The sequence below is a fragment of the Desulfomicrobium aestuarii genome, assembly GCF_055385525.1.
In genome coordinates, this window is record NZ_AP042427.1 from 3782432 (window position 1) to 3804418 (window position 21987).

Here is a 21987-nt window from a genome sequence, read left to right on the forward strand (position 1 = left end):
AGGAGCGAGTTACGATGGGAATCGACAGAAGAAGCTTTATTTCCTTGGTGGCTGGCGGTGTGGCGGGCAGCCTCTTCACTCCCGTGATCTGGAAATCCCTTGATGACGTGTCCATCTGGACCCAGAACTGGCCCTGGATTCCGCGGCTGCAGTACGGCGAGGAGGCGAAAGTCCCGGCCCTGTGCAAGCTCGGCGCCGACGCCTACGGCATCAAGGTCAAGACCGTGGCCGGACGCCCCGTCGTGGCCGAAGGCGACGCGGACCACCCCCTGAGCCTGGGCGGCATCTGCCCCCTTGGCGCGGCCAGCGTGCACATGCTCTACAGCCCTTCGCGGGTGAAGAACCCCAAGCTCAAGGACGGCTCGTCCTTCAAGGACATCAGCTGGGAAGAGGCCGAAGACCTCCTGGCCGGTAAACTCAAGGAAGCCGGCGCCGGCGTGGCCATGATCAGCGGCGATGAAACCGGTTCCGTCACCGACGTGCTGGCGGGCCTGGTGGGCAAGGCCGGATCCGACAAGACTTTTCTGATGCCGGGCGAAAGCGCCCCGGCCGCCGCGGCCCTGGCCATGATCGGCGGGGACGGCCAGGTCGGCTACGACATCGAGAACGCGAGCTACGTGCTCCTGCTCGGCGCCGACGCCCTGGGCTCCTGGGCCAATGTGGCCCGCAACGGCAAGGCCTTCGGGGCCAGCCGCGAAAAGGGCGTGAAGTTCGTGTACGCAGGTCCCGCCCAGAACGGCACCTCCGCGGTCTGTGACAGCTGGGTGCCCTGCGCTCCCGGCACCGAAGCCGTGCTGGCTTTGGGCCTGGCCGCGGTGATCTCCGCCGGCGGTCGCGACCGCGCCTCCTGGCCGGGGTACGCCGATTTCGCCAAGTTCGTGCAGTCCGCGTATGCACCCGAAAAGGTCTCCGAAATCACGGGCGTGTCCGTCGACGTCATCAAGGGCCTGGCCCAGGAACTGGTCCGCACGGGCCGTCCGCTGGTCCTGACCGCCGCCGGCGCCGGACAGGGTCTGGGCGCCTTCGAAATGGCCGCGGGCATGAGCCTCAATCTGCTGCTGGAACGGGTCAACACCGTCGGCGGCGTGCGCATCCTGCCTTGGAGCCCCAAGGTCGTCGAGTCCGCCCCTGAAAAGAAGGCCCTGCTCGCCGCCGACCTTGCCGGCTACCTGACTTCCGTCGCCGACGGCGCGACCGAGGCCCCGGCCCTGCTCATGGTCCACGCCGCCAACCCGGCCTATGCCATGCCGAACCTGGCCAAGGCCCAGGCCGCCATCGACAAGGCCGGCTTCGTGGTCTCCTTCAGTTCTTTCATGGACGAGACTGCGGCCATGGCCGACCTGATCATGCCCGACTGCTACGCCTTCGAGCGCCTGGACGACGCGTACTCCCCGTACGGCTCCGGCCAGCCCAACTATACGGTGGCGGGCGCCGTCATCAAGCCCGTCTACGACACCAAGCCCACCGGCGACGTGATCCTGTCCGTGGCCGCCAAGGCCGGACTGGAACTGGGCTTCGAAACCTTCGAGGACGTGGTCAAGGCCAAGGCCGAGGCCCTGGGCGCCGATTTCGACGCCATGGTCGAAGGCGCCCCCTGGCTCGGCGAGGAATTCCCGGCTCAGGACCTGGCCCTGTGGGCGACCCCGCTGAAAGAGGTGCCCGTGGCCGCCAAGGACGGCAAGTCCCTGGCCCTGGCTCCTGTCGCCCAGCTCAAGGTCGGCAGCGCCAAGATCGCCATCCCGCCCTTCAACACCAACGCCATCCGTTTCGACGAGATGCTCGGCAAGGACATGTACGTTCTCATGAACGGCGCGACGGCCAAGAATCTCGGCGTGAAGAAGGACGACGCGGTCAAGCTCTCCGCCGCTGCCGGCGAGTGCAAGGCCCGCGTGCGCATCTTCGAGGGCGTCATGAACGACACCGTGGTGGCCCCCCTCGGGTTCGGCCATACCGCCTGGGATGATTTTTCCAGAGGCAAGGGAGACAATGTCTACAAGCTGCTGGCCGCCGAGGCCGAAGGCGAGACCGGCCTGTCCCGGTTCGCCACGGCGCGGGTCACTGTGAGCAAGGCGTAGTCGTTCCGTAAGCACCTGGCGAAAAGAAGAGGATACCCACAATGCAAGCAAAAGAATTCAAGGTGAAATGGGGCATGGTTGTCGATCTCGACAAGTGCACCGGATGCGGTGCCTGCTCCGTGGCCTGCAAGGCGGAGAACAACCTGCCGCCCGAGGTCGACGCGTCCAACAAGCTGCGCACCAACGACTGGATGAACATATACGAGCTGTCCAACGAAAAGCCCTTCCCGGAGCATGAGGTGGCCTACCTGCCCCGGCCCTGCATGCAGTGCGGAAAGCCCTCGTGCTCCACGGTCTGCCCCGTCGTGGCGACCCTGAAGGACGAGGAGGGCGGCATCGTCAGCCAGATCTACCCCCGCTGCATCGGCTGCCGGTACTGCATGGCGGCCTGCCCGTACCATGCCCGCTACTTCAACTGGTTCGACCCGATCTGGCCCGAAGGCATGGAAAAGGTTCTGACCCCGTACGCTTCCACCCGTCCCCGCGGCGTGGTCGAGAAGTGCACCTTCTGTCACCACCGTTTCATGGCGGCCAAGGAACAGGCCCGCATGAACGGCGAGGACCCGACGGAACTGGCCGAGGACGCCTACATCCCGGCCTGCGCCGAGATCTGCCCCACGGGCGCGATCAAGTTCGGCGACCTGAACAACCCCGAGCATGAAGTCAGCAAGCTGGCCGCGTCCGAGAACGCCTTCCGCCTGCTGGCCAAGCTCGGCACCGACCCGCAGGTCTACTACTACTCCAAGCGTGAGTGGGTGCGGAAACTCGGGGACAACTACCTGAAGAATGCGAAGGGAGGCGAACATGTCTGATAGAGCGTACTGGCCCGAAGGGGTGGAACGTTGTTCTGTTGGGAAGTTCCTGGCCTGGTTGGGCGTGATCAGCATCTTCCTCGCCTGGGGCGGATACGGCGCGTTCAAGGTGCTGGGAACCGGCATCGGCGTGACCGGACTGGACAACTACTTCGGGTTCGGCCTGTGGATCACCTTTGACCTCGCGGTCATCGCCCTGGGCGCCGGCGCCTTTTTCTCCGGCTTCCTGCGGTACATCATCCGCATCGACGAACTCAAAAACATCATCAACTTGGCGGTCATCGTTGGTTTCCTGTGCTACTCCGGCGCCATGCTCGTCCTGGTTCTGGACATCGGCCAGCCCCTGCGGGCCTGGTTCGGCTACTGGCACCCCAACGTCCACTCGATGCTGACGGAAGTCATCTTCTGCATCACCTGCTACTGCACGGTGCTGATCATCGAGTACGTTCCGCTCATCCTGGAGAACCGCAAGATCAACGAAAACCGGTTCTGCCATCACCTGGCCCACAACTTCCACGTGTACATGCCGCTCTTCGCCGGCATCGGCACTTTCCTGTCCTTCTTCCACCAGGGTTCCCTGGGCGGCATGTACGGCGTGCTCTTCGGCCGTCCGTTCGTGTTCCGCGAAGGCTTCTTCATCTGGCCCTGGACCTTCTTCCTGTTCATCTCCTCGGCCATCGCCTCCGGTCCCGGCTTCACCATGCTCTGCGCCGCCCTGATGGAAGCCATCACCGGCCGCAAGCTGGTCAGCTACGAGACCAAGAAGCTCATGGGCAAGATCTCCGGTCTGCTCCTGTGCGTGTACATCTTCTTCAAGATCATCGATACCTACGCCTGGGCCAAGGGCATCCTGCCCGGCATGGGTCTGACCTTCGACCAGATGTTCAACAGCGAGTACGGCTACGGCAAGATTCTGCTCTGGCTCGAACTCTTCTGGTTCGGCGCCATCCCGGCCGTGATGCTGATCACCCCCTGGGTGCGCGAGCGTCCGGCTCTCATGTACACCGCGGCGATCATGACCGCCATCGGCGTGACCATCAACCGCTTCGTCTTCACGGTTCAGGCCCTGGCCATTCCGGTCATGCCCTTCGACCGCTGGACGACCTACGTTCCGAACTGGGCCGAATGGTCCACGTCCGGCATGATCGTGGCCTACGGCTTCCTGGTCATGAGCATCTCCTACAGGTATCTGCCGATCTTCCCCCAGGAAGTGAAGCTGAACAAGTAGGACGCATCCCGCTCCGCACAAAGGCCCCTTCGGGGGCCTTTTTTATTGGTGACAAAAGGCGGCCGGTTGTGCTCATCTTCGCACTTGGTCCGGCGCCGTGTCGGGCCGCAACACAGCGCGAGGAGCCGTCATGAGTCGTTACGGGGAAGGGCGCCTGGACGCCGTCGACGCGGCACGAGCCTTGGGGCTCGGGCTGGTCTATTACGGCCATTTCGTCGAGCAGACCATGTACCTGCAGAATCCAGCGGCGACTCTGCAGTACAAATGGATCTACTCCTTTCACATGATCCTCTTCTTCGTGCTGTCCGGCCTGATCCGCGGTGCGCGTCCGGCCGTCGCGCCGCCGAAGGCCTTCGTGGCTTCGACCTGGGCGGGCAGGATCGTGCCGTACCTGTTTTTCAGCCTAGTCCTGGCGCTCTTCTCCCTGTTTCTGCCGGGGTGGTTTCCCATCGTCGACCTCTCGAAGCCGGCCGGCTACCTGCAGGCCACCGTGGCCACGGCCATGGGTTTTCCGCTTTTCTGCGTCCCCCTGTGGTTCGTGGCCTGCCTCGTCAGCGTGGAGTGCGTGCACCGTCTGGCCGGATGGGCGCTGGACACCCCCAGGCGCATCCTGCTGGCCGCTGCGGCCTGCTACATAGGGGGGTACGCCCTCAACGAGCGGTATTTCTTTTTCGGGCAGAACATGAGCTTCTGGCTTCTGCACGAGGTGCCGGTCGTGTACGCGTTCTATCTCATCGGGGTTCTCCTGGGACGCACACGGGTGCTGGACAGGGTCGGGCCCGGGACGGCAGTCGGCATATTTCTTGTCTCGGCCGCGGCAGTGCACCTGACCTTCGACCTCAACCAGGGGCCGTTCCGCTATCTGCAGGCCGTGATCATACTTCTTTCCGGGCATGGACATTTCCTGTGGTTCCCGTTCACGGCCCTCGCCGGTACGTGCATGGTCCTGGCCTTGGGCGTGGCGCTGCAGAGGTCTTCGTTTCTGACATTTCTGGGCCGCAACGGCATGATCCTGCTGGCCATGAACGGGGTTTTCTACCACTTCGTAAACAAGCCCCTGGCCGCATGGACCCTGGCCACCTTCCCCGGGGACGGACGGACGATCTTTCTCGTCAGCGCGGCGGTAACCGTTTGCAGCATCGCGGCGTGCGTGCCCGTCATCCACGGCCTGAACCAGGCCATCCCCCAGCTTGTGGGCAAGCCGCGCGAGACGGGGATGTTTTTCGGTCCGCTGGTGCGCGGCTAGGGCCGTCGTGAATACGCTGCGCATCCTGCCTGCGGAAGGTGCAGGGAGATGGCGGTGACGGCCGACGAGCGAGGTTTGCGACGGACGCTGCTGACCCTCAATGTCTTTGCGGCCCTGAAGATGACGCTCTTCCCCATGGCCGTGATCACGCTCTTCTGGAAGGACGAGATCGGCCTGTCGCTGACCGAGATCCTGACCCTGCAGGTGTTCTTCTCCCTGGCCAGCGTCATCATGGAATACCCTTCGGGCTACGTCAGCGACAGGCTGGGGTACCGGTTTGCCCTGATCACGGCCTGCGTCTTCGGGCTCCTGGGCTGGGGGTGGTATCTGGCGGCCGAGACCTTCTGGGGCGTCCTGCTGGCGGAGCTGCTGCTCGGGGTGAGCTACGCCTTCATCAGCGGCTCCGACACGGCGCTTCTCTTCGAAAGCCTGCGTGCCGCCGACAGGGTGGATCTCTACGCCCGCTGCGACGGCCGCATGGTCGGCTGGGCCCAGGGTGGCGAGGCGACCGGGGCGCTTCTGGCGGGTTTCATGTACGCCCAGTGGCCCCTCATGCCCTTTGTGGCGCAGATCGCCGTCTGGACCGTGGCCCTTGGTTTGTGCCTGAGCCTGCGCGAGCCGGCAGGGGAGGACGGGAGGCATGTCACCTCCCATCTGGCAGAGGCCCTGGGCGTGTGCCGACTGGCCTTCACCAGCCCGGCCATCCGGTCGACGATCCTGAGCGGGACGCTCCTGGGCCTCGCCTCCTTCTACATGGTCTGGCTCATCCAGCCCCACATGCAGGCCTGCGGCGTTCCCGTGAGCTGGTTCGGCCCGGCATGGGCCGGCGCCAACCTTGTCGTGGCCCTGGCCGCCTCAGGCAGCCACAGGGTGCAGCGGAGCATCGGCATGCGGGGCATGTACGGGCTCTTCTTCCTGCTCATCGTCGCCGCCTATGCCGGTCTGGGCTTTTCCACAGCCGTGGGCAGCTTTGCCTTTTACTACCTGCTCACGGCCATGCGCGGCCTGCAGGGCCCGCTCATGCGCTCCCGCCTGCAGGCCCTGAGCGAGCGCCGCAACAGGGCGAGTATCCTTTCTCTCCACAGCCTGATGTTCAGGTTGGGCTTCGTACTGACCGGCCCCCTGGTGGGCCTGCTGGCCGACGCCGAGGGGCTGCCGGCGACCTTCCTCACCCTGGCCTGTGCATTCGCGGTGGCGCTGCCGCTGGCCGGGAGAGAATTTTTGCGCCGCAACCATGTGGATTCCAAAATCTAGTTAGCCCTTCCACAATGCTTTGGAGGCCGTGTGGAAAAGGTTTCGGTTGCCGCAGCGAAACGGATCGATTAAGACTGTCTCCGTTCCGCTGATCCACTTCAGGAGCTTGGGAACCCGGTGCGAATCCGGGGCGGTCCCGCCACTGTAAGCCCGAGAGGGCGAGCCAGAAAACCGGCCTGAAGCATTTCTCTTAACCCTCTGCACGCGGATGCAGGGTGTTGAGATATTCAGAAAGAAACGTCCATCCACTTCGAGCGAACATGACGGACACGAGCCCGGTCTGGGATCGCGTGCGCGGCATGGAGCCGGTGAGTCTGTGCGACTGGCCCGGAAGGGTTTCCTGCGTGCTTTTCACCGGCGGCTGCAACCTGCGCTGCCCGACCTGTCACAATGCCTCCCTGGCCTGGACCTGGGAAAAACTGCCCGCCCTGGACAGGGCGACGGTGCTGGCCGACCTCGGCAGGCGTCGCCGCTGGCTGGACGGGATCACCGTGTCAGGAGGCGAACCGACCTGCCTGGACGGCCTGCGGGAACTGCTCGTCGACCTGGCGGCCACGGGGCTCCCGGTCAAGCTTGATTCCAACGGGTCCGCCCCCGATGTCCTGGCCGAGCTGCTCAGGGAGAACCTGGTCCAGACCCTGGCCGTGGACGTCAAGGGACCGTGGCGGATGTACCCGGAGCTGACCGGGCACGCCATGACGCCCCAAGGGGCCAGGCAGTCCTTGGAGCGGGTTTTCGACCTGGCCGGCGAGTATCCGGGGCGAATCTATTTTCGCTGCACCAAGGTTCCGGCTCTTTCTCCGGACGACTTGGAGGAGGCGAGAGCCCAGGTGCCCGCGGACCAGCCCCTGTCCTTCCAGGAGTTCGTGCCGCCCCGAAGTGCCGTGGACGTTTCCTGAAAACCTCAACCAGATTTTTTGATCGGAGTATTCATGCCCCAGCAGATTGTGAAACGTGATGGACGGATTGAATCCTGGTCCGTGGACCGCATTGCCCAGGCCATCCTCAAATCCCTGAACGCCAGCGGCATCAAGGACCCCCTCCTTGCCAAACGCCTGGCCGGGAAGGTGGAGGCCAAGCTCGACGGCATGGACAATCCTGAGCAGGAGCTCGTGCAGGACACCGTCGAGCAGGTGCTCATGGAGTCCCGCCTCTATCACGTCGCACGCCGCTACATCGTGTACCGCGAGAAGCGTCGCCAGATCCGCAGCCAGACCGAGACGTTCCTGGACGTGACCGAGACCATCGACAGCTACCTGAACAAGTCCGACTGGCGCGTGAGCGAGAACGCCAACATGGCCCACTCCTTCCAGGGGCTCATGCTGCACCTCTCGGGCTCGGTCCAGGCCCGCTACTCGCTGGAGAAATACCCCGAGGAGATCAGGCAGGCCCACGAGCACGGCTATTTTCACATTCACGACCTGTCCTTCGGCCTGGCCGGCTACTGCGCCGGCTGGTCCCTGCGCGACCTGCTGCTGGAGGGCTTCAATCTCGAAGGCCGCTGCTCCTCGGGCCCCTCGCGCCACTTCGACGCGGCCTTGGGCCAGATGGTCAACTTTCTGGGCACGCTGCAGAACGAGTGGGCCGGCGCCCAGGCCTTCAACAACGTCGACACCTACCTCGCGCCCTTCGTGCGCCACGACGGCCTGAACTACGACGAGGTCAAGCAGGCCATGCAGAAGTTCGTCTTCAACCTGAACACGACCTCGCGCTGGGGCGGGCAGAGCCCCTTCACCAATCTGACCTTCGACCTGACCCCGCCGGCGCACATCGCCTCCGAGGCGGTCATCATCGGAGGGGCGCTGCAGGACAGCACCTACGGCGAATACGGCGCGGAAATGGAGATGATCAACCGCGCCTTCCTGGAAGTCATGCTCAAGGGCGACTACCACGGCCGCATCTTCTCCTTCCCCATCCCGACCTACAACGTGACCCCCGACTTCCCGTGGGAGTCCGAGGTCGGCGAACTGCTGCTCAAGCTCACGGCCAAGTACGGGGCCCCGTACTTCCAGAACTTCATCAACTCCGATCTCAAGCCCGAGGACGTGCGCTCCATGTGCTGCCGTCTGCAGATGGACCTGCGCGAACTGCGCAAGCGCACGGGCGGCCTTTTCGGCGCCGGAGACCTGACGGGCTCCATCGGCGTGGTCACCGTGAATCTGCCCAAGCTCGCCTACCTGGCCCAGGGCGAGGAGGACTTCCTGGACCTGGTCGGCGAGTACGCGGCCCTGGCCAAGGATTCCCTGGAGTTCAAGCGCAAGATGGTCGCTGACAACATGGACAAGGGCATGTTCCCCTTCTCCCGGCGCTACCTCAAGAACGGCTTTCGCGGCCACTTCAGCACCATCGGCATCCTGGGCGGCCACGAGGCATGCCTCAACCTCCTGGGCAAGGGCATCGAGACCGAGGCCGGGACCAGGCTCATGATCCGCACCCTGGACCATCTGCGGACCATCACGGCGCGCTTCCAGGAGGAGACGGGCAACCTCTACAACCTCGAAGCCACGCCGGCCGAGGGGACGAGCTACCGCCTGGCCAAGATCGACAAGAAGCTCTACGCCGACATCCATGCCTCGGGCAACGGCGTGCCCTACTACACCAACTCGACCCTGCTGCCCGTGGGTCACACCACGGACATCTTCACGGCCCTGGAGCACCAGAACCGTCTGCAGCCCATGTACACCGGCGGCACTGTGTTCCACAGCTTCCTGGGCGAGTCCGTGCCGGACATCAAGGCCCTGCGGAGCTTCATCGTCAAGGCCCTGAGCGAGACCAAGATCCCCTACATCTCCGTCACGCCGACCTTCTCCATCTGCAAGGACCATGGCTATCTCACGGGCGAACAGGCCACCTGTCCGCGCTGCGGCCAGGAGACCGAGGTCTACACCCGGGTGGTTGGCTACTACCGGCCGGTCAAGATGTGGAACCGCGGCAAGCAGGCCGAGTACAAGGACCGCGTGGAATACTCCCAGGCCTCCTGCTTCGGAGCCTAGGCCCTCGCGGGAAACATAAAGAAAACGGCCGGGCTGCTTGTGCAGTCCGGCCGTTTGACGTTGCAGGCCTGGTCCCGGGGCGCCGGGAGGGGGAGTCAGCGCAGGGCCGTCCGGTTCCCCTGCCCCAGGCTGCTCAAGACGGAGCGCAGCCCGGCGGCCAGCCGGAGGATGGCCTTGGAGATGACCGGTTCGGGGCGGTTGATTTTCTGGGAGTGCAGAAAGACGGTAATTTCGCGCATGATGAGCCTCGTATTCGAAAATATGGTAAATTTCGTGAATGTCGTTTTGAAGCGAGGGTCAATTAGGCGCGAATGGTCTGTTCGTCAAGTGAATTTCTGACGATTGTATTTTTGTATGATTTCGGGGCGCTGGCGTGTCAGGACGGAGGCAGCAGGGCGTCCTGGGTGCCCCGGTCCCACTGGGCGGTGGCCGGCAGGCCCAGGGAGGCGCGGAAACGGGCCAGTGCGGCCTTGGATCTTTTGCCCCATACGCCGTCGATCCCGCCCTTGTAGAGGCCTTGGCTGGCCAGGGCCTGCTGGACGCGCTTGGCGTCGGACCTGTGCTTCAGGTCGAGGAGCGGGGCGGGCGGGGTCTTGGCCTTGACGGCGGACGGGGCCGCCCCCATGAGGAGGCGGACTTCCTCGGTCAGGCGCAGGCGGCACGAGGCCGATGCCAGGACGACGTGGTCCGCGGTCTGCACGATGCGCGCGCTGACCCGCACCCCGCCGTCGGCCAGGGTGTATGTGCCGGTCAGCACGGTCTGCAGCCCCGAGGTCGAGCCGGCCTGATCCGGGCTGCCGGACAGGGCCGTCTCCCCGTTCTCCTTGAGGCTGTAGGGCGTCGGCATGAAGGCGCGGGTGTCGGCCACGCGGTACCCGTGACGCGCGAAGGCGTTGCCGGTCTCCTCGGCCAGGATGCGCCCCAGGGGGGATGTCGACCTGAGGTCGTTCAGGTCCGCGAAGGGGGCGGTCATGATGGCGGAGGAACGGTCTAGGCGGACCTGGAGGTTCCCGGCCAGGCTGTCGGCGAGAGCGGTGCAGAGTTCCTCGATGCGAGAGGCCCCGCAACCGGCCGCGCCGGGGGCGGGGATGGCGCAGAGCAGGGCGCAGAAGAGCAGGATGGCGCGGGTCATTTGTTCACCAGAGAATAGCGTTTGAGCTCGACGTCGCCGCTCGGCGCGCCGAGTTTGTAGTGGGCCATGTCGCGGCCGTCGACATAGAAGATGCTCGAATCCCGGTACAGGTAGCCGCCGTTGTGGACGAGGGCTGAGGTGACCTGAATTTCCGTCTGCGGAGTATCCGGATCGAAAAGGCCGCTCTCTTCGGACACCATGGGGACCTTCGGGTAGCGTCCCTTGTCGTCCTTGGCCTGCACGAAGTCCGGGTCCGCGATGAGGAGGCGGCCCGACCGGGTCCGCGCGAGGGTCCGGCGGTGGGTGACCGTCTCAACGCCCACTTCCAGAACCGCGGCCCCGTTCGGCGTGAAGGAGACCGGTACGCCGTAGTCCACCAGGCGGGTCAGCAGCGCCTCGCGGTAGGATTTGCCGAACGGGGTGGCCTGCGCAGGGGCGACGTAGACGCGGAGTTCCCCATCGGGATGGAAGTGATCCAGCGCCTTGGCGCAGTTGCCGGCGACTGTGGCCGCCAGGCGGTCCCAGTGGGCCATGGCCTGCATTTTGGGCTGCGAGGACAGCGGGTACCCGGAGGCCAGGGGGGCCTGGGCCGTGGCAAAGCTGTCGGACTGCGCGCCGTTGATGCCGGCCGGGGAGCAGGCGGCCAGGGACACTACGGCCATCAGGGCGAAAAGGGCGGTCAGGCGCATGATTTGCTCCTTGAAATCGGTTCTTTCCATGATCAGGTTATCGGCCGCGCCGAAGAAAACTTAAGGTTAGGCTGGCAGCCTTTGGCACGAGGCATGCTTCGGAACGGTCAGTCGGCATTTTTCTCCGGGGGGTTCGACCATGTCCAGAATATTCATCGCTCTGGCGAGTGTGTTTCTTTGCGGCTGCATCCAGCTGCCGTCCTTCGTCGGCAAGGCCTCGGGCCCTGTCGAGCCGCGCCTGCTGGATTTTTCCTACAAGGCGGGCGACCAGTTGCACTCGCAGCTTTCGGGAGGCCCGGTGGCGTCCTATCCCATGCTCGCGGCGTCCTTCGTCGATTCGGGCAGCATGGAGAACACCAATGATCTCGGGCGGCTCCTGTCGGAACAGGTCGCATCGCGGCTGAGCCAGCACGGCTACTCCGTGACGGAAATCCAGCTGCGTTCGGATCAGTTGCGCGTGGATCCATCCGGCGGCGTCATGGCCCTGTCCCGCGACATCGCGGAGATCAACACCGACTCCGCAGCATATTCCGTCCTGGTCGGGACGTACACGGTCGTGGGGCGCCAGATGTACGTCAACGCGCGTGTCCTGCGGGCCAGCGACGGCATCGCCCTGGCCTCTTCGGACTTTTCCCTGCCGTATGCCCACCAACAAAAGGCCGAAACCAGGTCGGCTTCCGTCCAGCCGTCCGTGGAAACGACACTCAGGTGACGTGCCGGCCCCCTTCATGCTTGTTCTTGTGTCAAGATTGACTTATACGCAAAGTCGTGTGTCAATCTTTACATATCTGGAGGAAGCATGAAGAAATTGCTCTTGGTATTCGCGTTGTTGCTGCTGCCCGTCACGGCCATGGCCCAGGACAAGGTGCTGAAGATGTCCACCACCACCAGCACAGAGTCTTCGGGGCTCCTTGAGGCGCTTCTGCCCGAGTTCAAGAAGGACACGGGCATCGACGTCCAGGTCGTGGCCAAGGGAACCGGCGCGGCCATCAAGGACGGCGTCGACGGCAACGTGGATGTCATCTTCGTGCACGACCCGGCCCGCGAGGAGAAGTTCGTGGCCGACGGCTTCGGCACCAAGCGCTACTACGTCATGTACAACGACTTCCTGCTGATCGGCCCGGCCAGCGACCCGGCCAAGGCCAAGGGCCTCGACGCGGCGGTCGCCATGAAGAAGATCGCCCTGTCCGAGGCGGTCTTCGTTTCCCGCGGCGACGACAGCGGCACCCACGCCAAGGAGCAGGAGCTCTGGAAGGCCGCGGGGCTGCCCCTGGAGGACGAGGAAACGGTCTTCAAGGCCAAGGACAAGGACGTGAAGTTCACGGCCGTGCATCCAGAAGGCATGAAGGGCTACATGTCCATCGGACAGGGCATGGGCAAGACCCTGACCTTTGCCGAGGAAAAGCAGGGCTATACCATCACGGACCGCGGGACCTACGTCCAGTACAAGTTCGGCCGCGCCGAGGGCCTGCAGCTCGAACCCGTCAGCGAAGGCGACAAGACGCTCTTCAACCCCTACGGCGTCATCCCGGTCAACCCGGCCAAGCACCCCCACGTGCGCTTCGATCTGGCGGACACTTTCGCCAAATGGCTGGTTTCCGAACGCGGGCAGAAGGTCATCGGCGACTACAAGCTGCTTGACAAGCAGCTCTTCTTCCCCGACGCGAAGTAGGCCGCAGGGGCCCAGGATATCTGCCGCAGAATCAGGTCTTCGGTGATGACGGGGCCTGCTGTTGCAGTGGGCCTCTTATTTTATTTCATCTCGGAGTCTCTTCATGTTTTTCTGGGACAGTCTTCACGCAGCGCTGATGATGGTGATCGGTTTCAACGACGAATTGCTGCACATTGTCGGCGTGTCCTTGAATGTCAGCGTCTGGTCCACCCTGGCCGCATGCATTCTCGGGGTGCCGGCCGGGTTTGCCATCGGCATCGGACGGTTTCGCGGCAGGCAGACGTGCATCACGTTTTTCAACACCATGCTGGCGCTGCCCACCGTAGTCATCGGACTGCTCGTCTATTCCGTCCTTTCCCGCAGGGGCGTATTCGGAGCATTGGGCTGGCTGTACACGCAGAAAGCCATGATAGTGGGGCAAATCATCCTCATCACACCCATCGTCATCGCCTTCACCATCGCAGCGGTGAGCCGCATAGACGAACGTTACCGCCGCACGGCGCTTACCCTCGGGGCTTCGGGGTGGCAGGCGGCCATGGTCATCCTGCACGAGGCGCGGTTCAGCATCATGGCAGCTGTTGTCGCCGCATTCGGGAGGGTCATATCCGAGATCGGCATTTCCATGATGCTCGGCGGCAACGCCAAGGGCTTTACCCGTACCATGACGACGGCCATGGCCCTCGAATACGACAAGGGCGAATTCGTGCTGGCCCTGGCTCTGGGGCTCGTGCTGCTGGCCATCAGTCTGGGCGTGAACATGCTGCTGGGGTATGTGCAGGGGAGGACGCGCCGATGAGCCTCTACGATCTGCGGAACGTGCGCGTATCCCATGACGGCCGGACAGTGCTCGACTTGGCCGGGCTGTACATCGAGCAGGGACGGACCTACGCGCTGCAGGGGCCCAACGGGGCCGGAAAATCCACGCTGCTGTCCATCCTGGCATTTCTGAACGCCCCCCATGCGGGGGACGTGCATTTCGAAGGGCGTCCCGTATCCTGGAACGAGCCCAGCCTGCGTGTTTTGCGGCGCGATGTCGGACTGGTCGAGCAGCATCCGGTCATGTTCAGCCGCAGCGTGCGCGAGAACGTCGGCTACGGGCTGGCTGTGCGCGGGGTGGACCGCGAGCGGCGGGCCGTGCTGGTGGCCGAGGCCCTGGAACTGGTCGGTCTCGGGCATCTGGCCGAAGCCTACGCCCCGCGCCTGTCAGGAGGAGAGACCCAGCGCGTGGCCATAGCCCGGGCTCTGGCCAGCCGCCCAAAGGTGCTGCTGCTCGACGAGCCCACCGCAAGCGTGGATACCCAGAACAGGGTCCTCATCGAGCAGATTGTGGCCGAACTGCGCGACCGGGGGGATACCACCCTCGTGCTGTGCACCCACAATCGTTCCCAGGCCAAGGCCTTGTGTCCCGAGTTCATCTATCTCGATGACGGCAAGCTGGTTACGCGCGCGCGGACGAATTCCTACGCCGGTCTCGTGACGGTCGAGGACGGCCGGAAGTGGTGCCGGATCGCAGAGGGCTTCCGGGTTCCGGTGTCGGCATGCGAGGCAGGCAGGGTGCAGGTCTCCATCGACCCGGAAGGCGTGCGGCTGGGCAAACCCTCGGATACCGGGCCTAACCGAGGGCCGCTGTCCAAGGTGCGTCTCGAGGGGGACATGGTTTCCTTGAGCGTTGAGCTCGGGTATCCTTTGCATGTGCAGATGCGTGTGGCGGACTTCAAGGCGGCGAGGCTGGAGATCGGCGACATGGTTCTGGCGGAGATCAGCCCGGAAGCGGTGGAGTGTTTGCCGGTGCGCTGACTTCGTGGCCGAAAGGCGAGATGCCGCCCTGACCCCTTCAACCCCCAGGATGAACGACGTGCCAGACCGGATGTCGCAATACCTCTCTTCGCAGGAAGCGCCGGACCGTCCGCGCTGGTTCGAACTGTGTCTGCGCTTGAACGAACTGCGGCGTGACGAGAGCGGCTGGTGGTCGAAGGTCGTGACTGATTCGGAAGCAATTCCCAGAGTCGACGAGTCCGGGGTCGCCGTGCGGCTGCACGGGAACGCTTTCGTCGAGATCGGGCTGCGCGACGGCGAGCCGCAATGCCGCATCGAGTCCGAGCATCTCCTGCTGGCCCATCCGGGAGGGCGGGCCGTTCTCGGGGATGACGCGGCCTGCGCGCGCTCGGTCCGGACCCTGTCCGAGCTGGCCGAACACTACGATCATGTCCGCCGCCGCGCCTGCCGCCATGCGGACCGCCGGCAGGCCATTCTGGACCGCCTCTTTCTCCGCCACTCCTGTGTTCTGGCCGTTGACGCCCCCTTTGCCGCTGGCCGGGTCGACCTCGTGGCCCTGTCCCCGCAGGGCACAGCCGTTTTTTTCCTGATGCGGCGCTACGCTGACGGAGACCTGCGCCTGAAGGGGCGCGGGGGCATCGTCTGGCGGATGCGCGAGATGGACGGCCGGCTCGCGGACCAGGCGGCGGCCTCCGTCTGGATCCGCGGGCTCCTGGAGCGCGGCGCCGCCCTCGACACCCGCCACGCACGGCGTTACCGCCTGCCCGGATCCCTGCACGTCCACCCGCACGCCCGCCTGCTCATCGTCGATTTCGACCACGCCCAGCGTCAGGCGGGGCTGCCGGCCCTGCGCGCCGACCTCGAACACGGACTTGACCGCAGGGGCGCCCGGAGTGATATTCATTGTCTTGGCGACGCCGGGAACATTTCCTTCGGGACCTTTTTCTCCGGCCTTTGACGGTTTTTCACGTTTTGCGGCGGAGGCGATATGTCCGATCTGCATTTGTGGCACCGCGCCGAACTCGGGAAGCTCCGACAGGACATGGAGGAGCTCTTCGACTCCCTCGTGCGGGACTTCTGCAGCCCCCTGGATCTTCGGCTGCTGCGCTGCGAGCCCGATGTGCGCGTGGTCAGCGAAGGCGACGCCATCGTGGTCACGGCCCTCGTCCCCAACCTCGACCCGCGCTCCATCAAGGTCTCGGTGTCCGGGAACCGGCTGTCCATTTCCGGGGAAAGGGTTGAGGAGGACCGGGACGCGGGGAGCCTGTATATTTCCCGGCAGGGGTTCGCCAGCTCCGTGCGGCTTTCCTCGGCCGTGGACGCGGACCATGTGACCGCCAGCTACGCGGGCGGAATGCTCAGGATCGTCCTGCCCAGGCTCGCGGGCCGCACGTCGGTGCGGATGCGGGCGAACGAGCACAACAACGAGCGAGGTAGGCATGAGTGAATCCTTACGACTGACTCCCGAAGAACTGCGGTGGACCCTCGACATCTCCACCCTGCCTTTCGCCACCACGGACGAACTCGAACCCCTGGACGAGATCCTCGGCCAGGACCGGGGCGTCGAAGCCCTGCGTTTCGGCATCGGGGTGCGTCGTCCGGGCTTCAACATTCTGGTCACCGGCGCTCCGGGCTCCGGCCGCATGGACGCCGTGAAGAAGGTCCTGGCCCTGGCCGTCCAGGGCGGCAAGGTGCCCGGCGACCTGTGCTACCTGAACAACTTCAAGGACCCCGAAGCCCCCATCCTGGTGCGTCTGGGACAGGGGCAGGGCGCGCGTCTGAAGAAGAGCATGCAGGGGCTGGTGGACGAGCTGAGGAAAGAGGTTCCCAAGCTCTTCGAGAGCCCGGAATATCTCGCCCGCAAGAACGAGATCAACGAGGCCTACGAGAAGAAGACCGCGAGCTTCTTCATGAATCTCGAAAAGCAGGTCAAGGAGGCCGGCTTCGCCCTGGTCACCTTCCAGGGGCGCCAGGGGCAGCCGCCCGAGGTCATGCCCGTCGTCGACGGTGAACCCACCCCGGTCCTCAAGCTCGAACAGATGGTCGACAAGGGCCGCTTCCCCCGCGACGAGTTCGAGCGCATCAAGGCCAAGCATTCCGAGATCAAGAGCGAGATCGATTCCATCTTCCTGCAGGTCCGCCAGCTCCAGAAGGAAATTCAGGAGAAGAACCGGCAGGCCGACAAGACCATGTTCTCGAACCTGGCCGACGACCTCATCGCCCCCCTGCGCGAGGATTTCGCCTGCGAGGAGCTGAACGAGTACTTTCAGCACATGATCGACAACATGGTCGAGAACATCGCCATCTTCTTCGCCCAGGAACAGCCCCCGCACATGCCCGTGGGCGATCCCTTCGAGCAGTACACGGTCAACGTGCTGGTGGACAACTCCGAGCAGCAGGGGCCGCCGGTCATCATCGAGGAATACCCGACCTACCGCAACCTGTTCGGCAGCATCGAACGCATCGTGGACCGCAGCGGCGTCTGGCGCACGGACTTTTCGCGCATCAAGGCCGGCTCCTTCGTGCGCGCCAACGGCGGCTATCTGGTGCTGAACCTCCTGGACGCCATCATGGAACCGGGCGTCTGGCAGTCCCTCAAGCGCGCCCTGAAGAGCCGCAAGATGGAGATCCAGACCTACGACCCCTTCTATCTGTTCACCACCTCGTCCATGAAGCCCGAGCCCATCGAGATGGACATCAAGGTCATCGTCCTGGCCGACACCTACATGTACCACCTGCTCCAGCACTACGACGATGACGTGCCCAAGATCTTCAAGGTCCGGGCGGACTTCGACACGACCATGGACAACACCGGCGAGGCCGTGAGCCAGTTCGCCCGTTTCGTCCGCGCCCGCTGCGCCGAGCACGGCCTGCGACCCTTCGACCGCACGGCCGTTGCGGCCCTGGTGGAGGAGGCCGTGCGCATGGGTGGGCGGCAGGAGAAGATGGCCGCCACCTTTCCCAAGCTGACGGATCTGCTCATGGAGGCCGAGTATTTCGCCCAGCAGGCCGGCCGGGACATGGTGGAGAGGGATGACGTGGCGCAGGCCGTCGAGGCCCGCATCCACCGCTCCAGCCTCATCGAGGAAAAGATCCAGGACATGATCGACCGCGGGTCCATCATGATCGACACGGACGGCGCCAAGGTCGGCCAGATCAACGGCCTGGCCGTGTACAGCATGGGCGACATCATGTTCGGCAAGCCCAGCCGCATCACCGTGGCCACGTCCATGGGCAAGGCCGGCATCATCAACATCGAGCGCGAGGCCGACCTCTCGGGCAGCACCCACAACAAGGGCGTGCTCATCCTCGGGGGCTACCTGCGCAAGATGTTCGCCCAGGACAAGCCCCTGGCCATGAGCGCGTCCATCGCCTTCGAGCAGAGCTATTCCGGGGTGGACGGCGACAGCGCCTCGTCCACGGAGATGTACGCCCTGCTGTCGAGCCTTTCGGGCGTGCCCATCAAGCAGGGCGTCGCGGTGACGGGCTCCGTCAACCAGAACGGCGAGGTGCAGGCCATCGGCGGGGTCAACCACAAGATCGAAGGGTTCTTCGCCTGCTGCAAGGCGCGCGGGCTGAACGGCGAGCAGGGCGTCATCATCCCCAAGGCAAACGTCAAGGACCTCATGCTCAAGCCCGAGGTCGTGGACGCCGTGCGCGGGGGGACGTTCCACATCTGGTCCGTGGGCACCATCGAGCAGGGCATCGAGATACTGACCGGCAAGAAGGCCGGGATACGGAAAAAGGACGGAAGCTATCCCAAGGGCACCATCTACGCCCTGGTGGACGAGCGCCTGAAGAATCTTGCCCAGGCCATGGCCCAGTTCGGCAAGGACGACAACAACAAGAAGGATTGAGCGGGCCCGTGCCCGGAAGGAGACAGTCTTGGAAAACAACATGTACGATCTGGTCATCGTCGGCGGCGGGCCGGCGGGCCTCTCGGCGGGCATCTACGCCATGCGCGCGGCCATGCACGCCGTGCTGGTGGAGAAAGGCATGCCCGGCGGGCAGATCGCCCTGACCAAGGACGTGGAGAACTACCCCGGCATCGAGGAGGTCGGGGGCTTCGAGCTGTGCGAGAAGTTTCTGAACCACGCCAAGCGGTACAATCTGGAGATTCGGGAGAACGAGGTGGCCCGTGTGGAGCCCGGAGTGGACTTCCATGAAGTGGTGCTGGCCGACGGCACGCGCCTGAACACCCACGCCGTGATCCTGGCCGCCGGCGGCTCGGCCCGGAAGCTGGGCGTGCCCGGCGAGATGGAGCAGTACGGCAAGGGCGTGTCCTACTGCGCGACGTGCGACGGCTTCTTCTTTCGCGGCAAGACCGTCATCGTCGTCGGCGGCGGCGACACGGCTCTGGAGGACGCCCTGTACCTCTCCAAGATCTGCAGCAAGGTCTACCTCGTGCACCGCAGGGAAGAGTTTCGCGGCAGCCGCATCCTGCAGCAGCGCGTCCTCGCCGAGCCACGCATCACCCTGGTCCTGAGCTCCGTGCTGACGAACATCGCGGCCGACGACCAGGGCGTGACCGGCGTGACCGTCCAGCATGTGGAAACCGGGGAAACCCGCGACATCGACACCGACGGCGTCTTCATCTTCGTCGGGTTCAGGCCCAACAACATGCTGGTGCCGGCAGGGGTGAAGATGAACGCCGCGGGGTATGTCGTCACCGACGAGAAGTGCGAAACGAGCCTGCCCGGCATCTTCGCCGTGGGCGACCTGCGGCAGAAGTACGCCAACCAGATCGTCCTGGCCGCGGCCGACGGCTGCGTCGCGGCCCTGGCCGCGGCGCACTACGTGGAGGCTCGCAAGGCCCAAGCCGGCCGCAAGTAGCCGGGCCTGCCGCATTCCCGTTCGCGGAAAACAAAAAAACCCCTTGGAAACAAGGGGTTTTTTTGTCGCCTGCGGCGTGAAATCTTCTGGCTCCCCGGGACAGATTTGAACTGCCGACAGGGTGGTTAACAGCCACCTGCTCTGCCAACTGAGCTACCGGGGAACGTCGGCCAGAAGGCGCTTTTAGGGAAAGGGGGCGCGGCTGTCAACACGGAGGGCATTCTCTTTTTGCCGTCAGCCCCTTCTTCCGCTCAACGGAACCCCCGAATGATCGGGTCGAGGCGTTCCTGTGGATACATTCTCGCGAAGGGCGGCAGCTGCGACGCCCCCTCTCCGGGAGTCAGTTCCATGACACGAGTCAGGACCGTATCCACGGGCAGCCTGTCCAACACCCGGACCCGGTAGCTCGATGCGAGCGTGGCCCCCGCGTCGGAGACCTTCGCCAGGTAGCGCTTGTATTCAGGGTCGGTGGTCGAGGACGACAGGTAGTACAGGCTTTCGCGGTATTCGCGGCCGCCGAGTTCCGTCTTGCCGCCGCCGAGGAAGACGAAGACCTCTCTTCCGGCTGTTTTGATGACTCTCGACAGCAGCAGGATCGAGGCCGGCCCTTCCCCCTCCTGCACGAAGACCAGTGTCTGGACGAAGTCGACCGGAGTCAGAGCGGTGTCCCTGATCTTGCCGCGGACAGAGACCTGCTCTTCGCCGATGAAGCGCCACTCGGGTCCGATGGGTATCGATTCTGATCCCCACAAGACGACTTCCGCGGCCCCCGGTCCGTAGCGGTCGGCGAAGGGCGTAGACGCGCATCCGGCCAGCAGGGCCAGCAGGGCCAGCATCGGCAAAAACAGAACACATCTTTTAAGTTTTCGGGCGAACATGGCGTCCTCCTTGCGTTGGTGAAGACTCTTTTTGAGTAAGTATTGCATGTTAAAAGTACACCCCGAGCCCGGGCGTGAGCCATTCGAAAGATGCGTCAAGCAGGGGCGGGTAGCGTCCCGGCAGCGCGGGGTCCGCAACGGGGGGCTGCCGCTTGTGACGCAATCCGTCCAGGGTGATGGGGCGCGGTTCCTGGACGCAGTGGCGTTCCAGCACGACGTCGAAGCCCTCCGTGACGGGAACGATGCGGTGGGCGTGTCCGGGGGCGGCTGCGGGGCGCAGGAACGCGGCGTCGTAGCCAACCCGCAGCGCCGCGTCCGCGGCCGCGACAGCGGACAGCGGCGTGGCCCTCCAGGGGGAATGCGGGGAATCCTGCGTCTCGACCGTCCGGATATGGCCGCTTGCGGTCAACTCCTCGCCGTTCTCCAGCAGCCACGAACCGAAACGCTCGCGGGCGGCTGCGGCCTGAAAACGGTTCTTGTAGGCAAAGGAGCAGTAGTTGACGGCCAGGGGCAGGTCCTGCTCCGCGGCATGCGCCACCAGTTCCAGGGCGCACAGTTCCGACTCGAGCACCGTGACCTTGGGGCCATGCACGAAGGTGTAGTCGCGTTCCAGCAGATGGCGCGCGTTGTGCGGGGTGAGACGGAGCTGATGCAGGTTCAGGTGGGAGGCCCCGGCCTCCCACATCTTTGGCAGCAGCGTCCGCAGGCGTTGCAATTCCTCGGGAACGGCCGGGATTTCCACGGTCACCGTGGGCACGACGCCCCTGGCCAGACGGACCGCGTCGAGGGAGTAGTCCGTGGCCCCTATGTCGAAGCGGATTTCGTCCAGGCCCGCCAGGGCGAGCCTGGCGAGCTTCTCCGCGGTGGCCAGGATGCCGTTGGTGTAGAGCCAGATGTGCAGGCCGGGGCCGCAGGTCGCGCGCAAGGCGCGGACGTATTCGAGGCTGCGTTCGAAATCCAGGAACGGTTCGCCGCCGCTGACGCTCGCTCCGCCGAACCCAAACAGCCTGACGAAGGCCGCGAAATCCCCGGCGCGCCGGAAAGGCACGGTTCCAGACATGGGCGGGTCGTCGTTGTTCTGAGGCGTGGGGCAGTAGAAGCATCGGCCGTTGCAGCGGCCGCTTATGAACAGGCATGACCACGCCTTGTCCGCGCACTGACGGCAACCGGGAGACAGGGGCCCGTGATGGATCTTGGTGCCCAGGCAGGACAGGCGCACGCCGGGCCGTGCGAGCAGATCGTCCCGCCGCTGCCGGGCCTCGGCGGCGCGGTCGGCATCGATCCAGTTCATGTAGTTGTAGAGGGCGCCGTACTCGCGTGCGTTGTCCTCGATGACGCTTTCCCTTTGCCGTGTTGCATCCATGCCCGTCTCCTGTGGAGAGCAATGCGTTGTGGAAGG

General features: G+C 64.6%; 20 protein-coding genes, 1 tRNA gene and 1 riboswitch. Of the genes, 15 read left to right on the plus strand and 6 right to left on the minus strand.

Annotated elements, in window-relative coordinates:
* Positions 1-14: 14 nt before the first annotated feature.
* From qrcB to ACZ5AC_RS17505, 7 genes are all read left to right on the plus strand, one after another.
* Positions 15-2075, plus strand: a complete 2061-nt coding sequence (qrcB, locus tag ACZ5AC_RS17475; RefSeq protein ID WP_464248834.1) for a menaquinone reductase molybdopterin-binding-like subunit QrcB — start codon at positions 15-17, stop codon at positions 2073-2075.
* Positions 2076-2116: 41 nt separating this feature from the next.
* The gene (qrcC, locus tag ACZ5AC_RS17480; protein WP_464248835.1) at positions 2117-2887 is read left to right on the plus strand and encodes a menaquinone reductase iron-sulfur cluster-binding subunit QrcC; all 771 of its coding nucleotides are present in this window, start codon (positions 2117-2119) and stop codon (positions 2885-2887) included.
* Positions 2880-4115 carry a menaquinone reductase integral membrane subunit QrcD gene (gene qrcD / locus ACZ5AC_RS17485; RefSeq protein WP_464248836.1) on the plus strand — a complete coding sequence of 412 codons (1236 nt, stop codon included), beginning with the start codon at positions 2880-2882 and terminating at the stop codon, positions 4113-4115. Before qrcC ends, qrcD begins: the two co-directional genes overlap by 8 nt.
* Before the next feature lie 130 nt (positions 4116-4245).
* Positions 4246-5361 carry an acyltransferase family protein gene (locus ACZ5AC_RS17490; RefSeq protein WP_464248837.1) on the plus strand — a complete coding sequence of 372 codons (1116 nt, stop codon included), beginning with the start codon at positions 4246-4248 and terminating at the stop codon, positions 5359-5361.
* A 48-nt stretch (positions 5362-5409) separates the two neighbouring features.
* Positions 5410-6615 carry an MFS transporter gene (locus ACZ5AC_RS17495; RefSeq protein ID WP_464248838.1) on the plus strand — a complete coding sequence of 402 codons (1206 nt, stop codon included), beginning with the start codon at positions 5410-5412 and terminating at the stop codon, positions 6613-6615.
* Positions 6616-6698: 83 nt separating this feature from the next.
* A riboswitch (cobalamin riboswitch) is annotated at positions 6699-6809 on the plus strand.
* Positions 6810-6875: 66 nt separating this feature from the next.
* On the plus strand, positions 6876-7514 hold the full coding sequence (locus ACZ5AC_RS17500; protein ID WP_464248839.1) for an anaerobic ribonucleoside-triphosphate reductase activating protein: 639 nt from the start codon (positions 6876-6878) through the stop codon (positions 7512-7514).
* Positions 7515-7547: 33 nt separating this feature from the next.
* A complete protein-coding gene (locus ACZ5AC_RS17505) occupies positions 7548-9608 on the plus strand; it encodes a ribonucleoside triphosphate reductase (RefSeq protein WP_464248840.1) in 2061 nt (686 codons plus the stop codon).
* Positions 9609-9703: 95 nt separating this feature from the next.
* Here ACZ5AC_RS17505 and ACZ5AC_RS17510 read toward each other — a convergent pair whose 3' ends face one another.
* The 3 genes from ACZ5AC_RS17510 to ACZ5AC_RS17520 all read right to left on the minus strand — a co-directional run bounded on the left by ACZ5AC_RS17510 (position 9704) and on the right by ACZ5AC_RS17520 (position 11429).
* A complete protein-coding gene (locus ACZ5AC_RS17510) occupies positions 9704-9847 on the minus strand; it encodes a hypothetical protein (protein WP_464248841.1) in 144 nt (47 codons plus the stop codon).
* Between the two features lie 137 nt (positions 9848-9984).
* Positions 9985-10740, minus strand: a complete 756-nt coding sequence (locus ACZ5AC_RS17515) for a FlgO family outer membrane protein (RefSeq protein WP_464248842.1) — start codon at positions 10738-10740, stop codon at positions 9985-9987.
* Positions 10737-11429: a hypothetical protein gene (locus ACZ5AC_RS17520; RefSeq protein WP_464248843.1), complete on the minus strand. Its 693-nt coding sequence runs from the start codon at positions 11427-11429 to the stop codon at positions 10737-10739. Before ACZ5AC_RS17520 ends, ACZ5AC_RS17515 begins: the two co-directional genes overlap by 4 nt.
* 139 nt (positions 11430-11568) lie before the next feature.
* On the opposite strand from ACZ5AC_RS17520, the gene ACZ5AC_RS17525 reads away from it, so the two are divergent.
* The 8 genes from ACZ5AC_RS17525 (at position 11569) to trxB (ending at position 19710) form a co-directional block, all read left to right on the plus strand.
* Entirely contained in the window at positions 11569-12141 is a 573-nt protein-coding gene (locus ACZ5AC_RS17525) for a FlgO family outer membrane protein (protein ID WP_464248844.1), read from the plus strand.
* Between the two features lie 87 nt (positions 12142-12228).
* Complete coding sequence (locus ACZ5AC_RS17530) at positions 12229-13101, plus strand: ABC transporter substrate-binding protein (RefSeq protein ID WP_464248845.1); 873 nt, start codon at positions 12229-12231, stop codon at positions 13099-13101.
* A gap of 136 nt (positions 13102-13237) precedes the next feature.
* Positions 13238-13897, plus strand: a complete 660-nt coding sequence (locus tag ACZ5AC_RS17535) for an ABC transporter permease (protein WP_464248846.1) — start codon at positions 13238-13240, stop codon at positions 13895-13897.
* Entirely contained in the window at positions 13894-14898 is a 1005-nt protein-coding gene (locus ACZ5AC_RS17540) for an ABC transporter ATP-binding protein (protein WP_464248847.1), read from the plus strand. Before ACZ5AC_RS17535 ends, ACZ5AC_RS17540 begins: the two co-directional genes overlap by 4 nt.
* Before the next feature lie 58 nt (positions 14899-14956).
* Positions 14957-15835, plus strand: coding sequence for a hypothetical protein (locus ACZ5AC_RS17545; protein WP_464248848.1), 879 nt, complete (start codon positions 14957-14959; stop codon positions 15833-15835).
* Between the two features lie 30 nt (positions 15836-15865).
* Positions 15866-16324 (plus strand): Hsp20/alpha crystallin family protein, encoded by a 459-nt coding sequence (locus ACZ5AC_RS17550; protein ID WP_464248849.1) that lies wholly within the window; start codon positions 15866-15868, stop codon positions 16322-16324.
* Positions 16317-18734: a Lon protease family protein gene (locus ACZ5AC_RS17555; protein ID WP_464248850.1), complete on the plus strand. Its 2418-nt coding sequence runs from the start codon at positions 16317-16319 to the stop codon at positions 18732-18734. The genes ACZ5AC_RS17550 and ACZ5AC_RS17555 overlap by 8 nt, the downstream gene beginning before the upstream one ends.
* A gap of 28 nt (positions 18735-18762) precedes the next feature.
* Positions 18763-19710 carry a thioredoxin-disulfide reductase gene (gene trxB, locus ACZ5AC_RS17560; RefSeq protein ID WP_464248851.1) on the plus strand — a complete coding sequence of 316 codons (948 nt, stop codon included), beginning with the start codon at positions 18763-18765 and terminating at the stop codon, positions 19708-19710.
* An 87-nt stretch (positions 19711-19797) separates the two neighbouring features.
* Here the strand turns inward: trxB and ACZ5AC_RS17565 are convergent.
* The 3 genes from ACZ5AC_RS17565 to ACZ5AC_RS17575 all read right to left on the minus strand — a co-directional run bounded on the left by ACZ5AC_RS17565 (position 19798) and on the right by ACZ5AC_RS17575 (position 21951).
* Positions 19798-19873, minus strand: a tRNA-Asn gene (locus ACZ5AC_RS17565).
* 88 nt (positions 19874-19961) lie between these two features.
* Entirely contained in the window at positions 19962-20588 is a 627-nt protein-coding gene (locus ACZ5AC_RS17570) for a hypothetical protein (RefSeq protein WP_464248852.1), read from the minus strand.
* 49 nt (positions 20589-20637) lie between these two features.
* Positions 20638-21951, minus strand: a complete 1314-nt coding sequence (locus tag ACZ5AC_RS17575) for a radical SAM protein (protein ID WP_464248853.1) — start codon at positions 21949-21951, stop codon at positions 20638-20640.
* Positions 21952-21987: the final 36 nt, after the last annotated feature.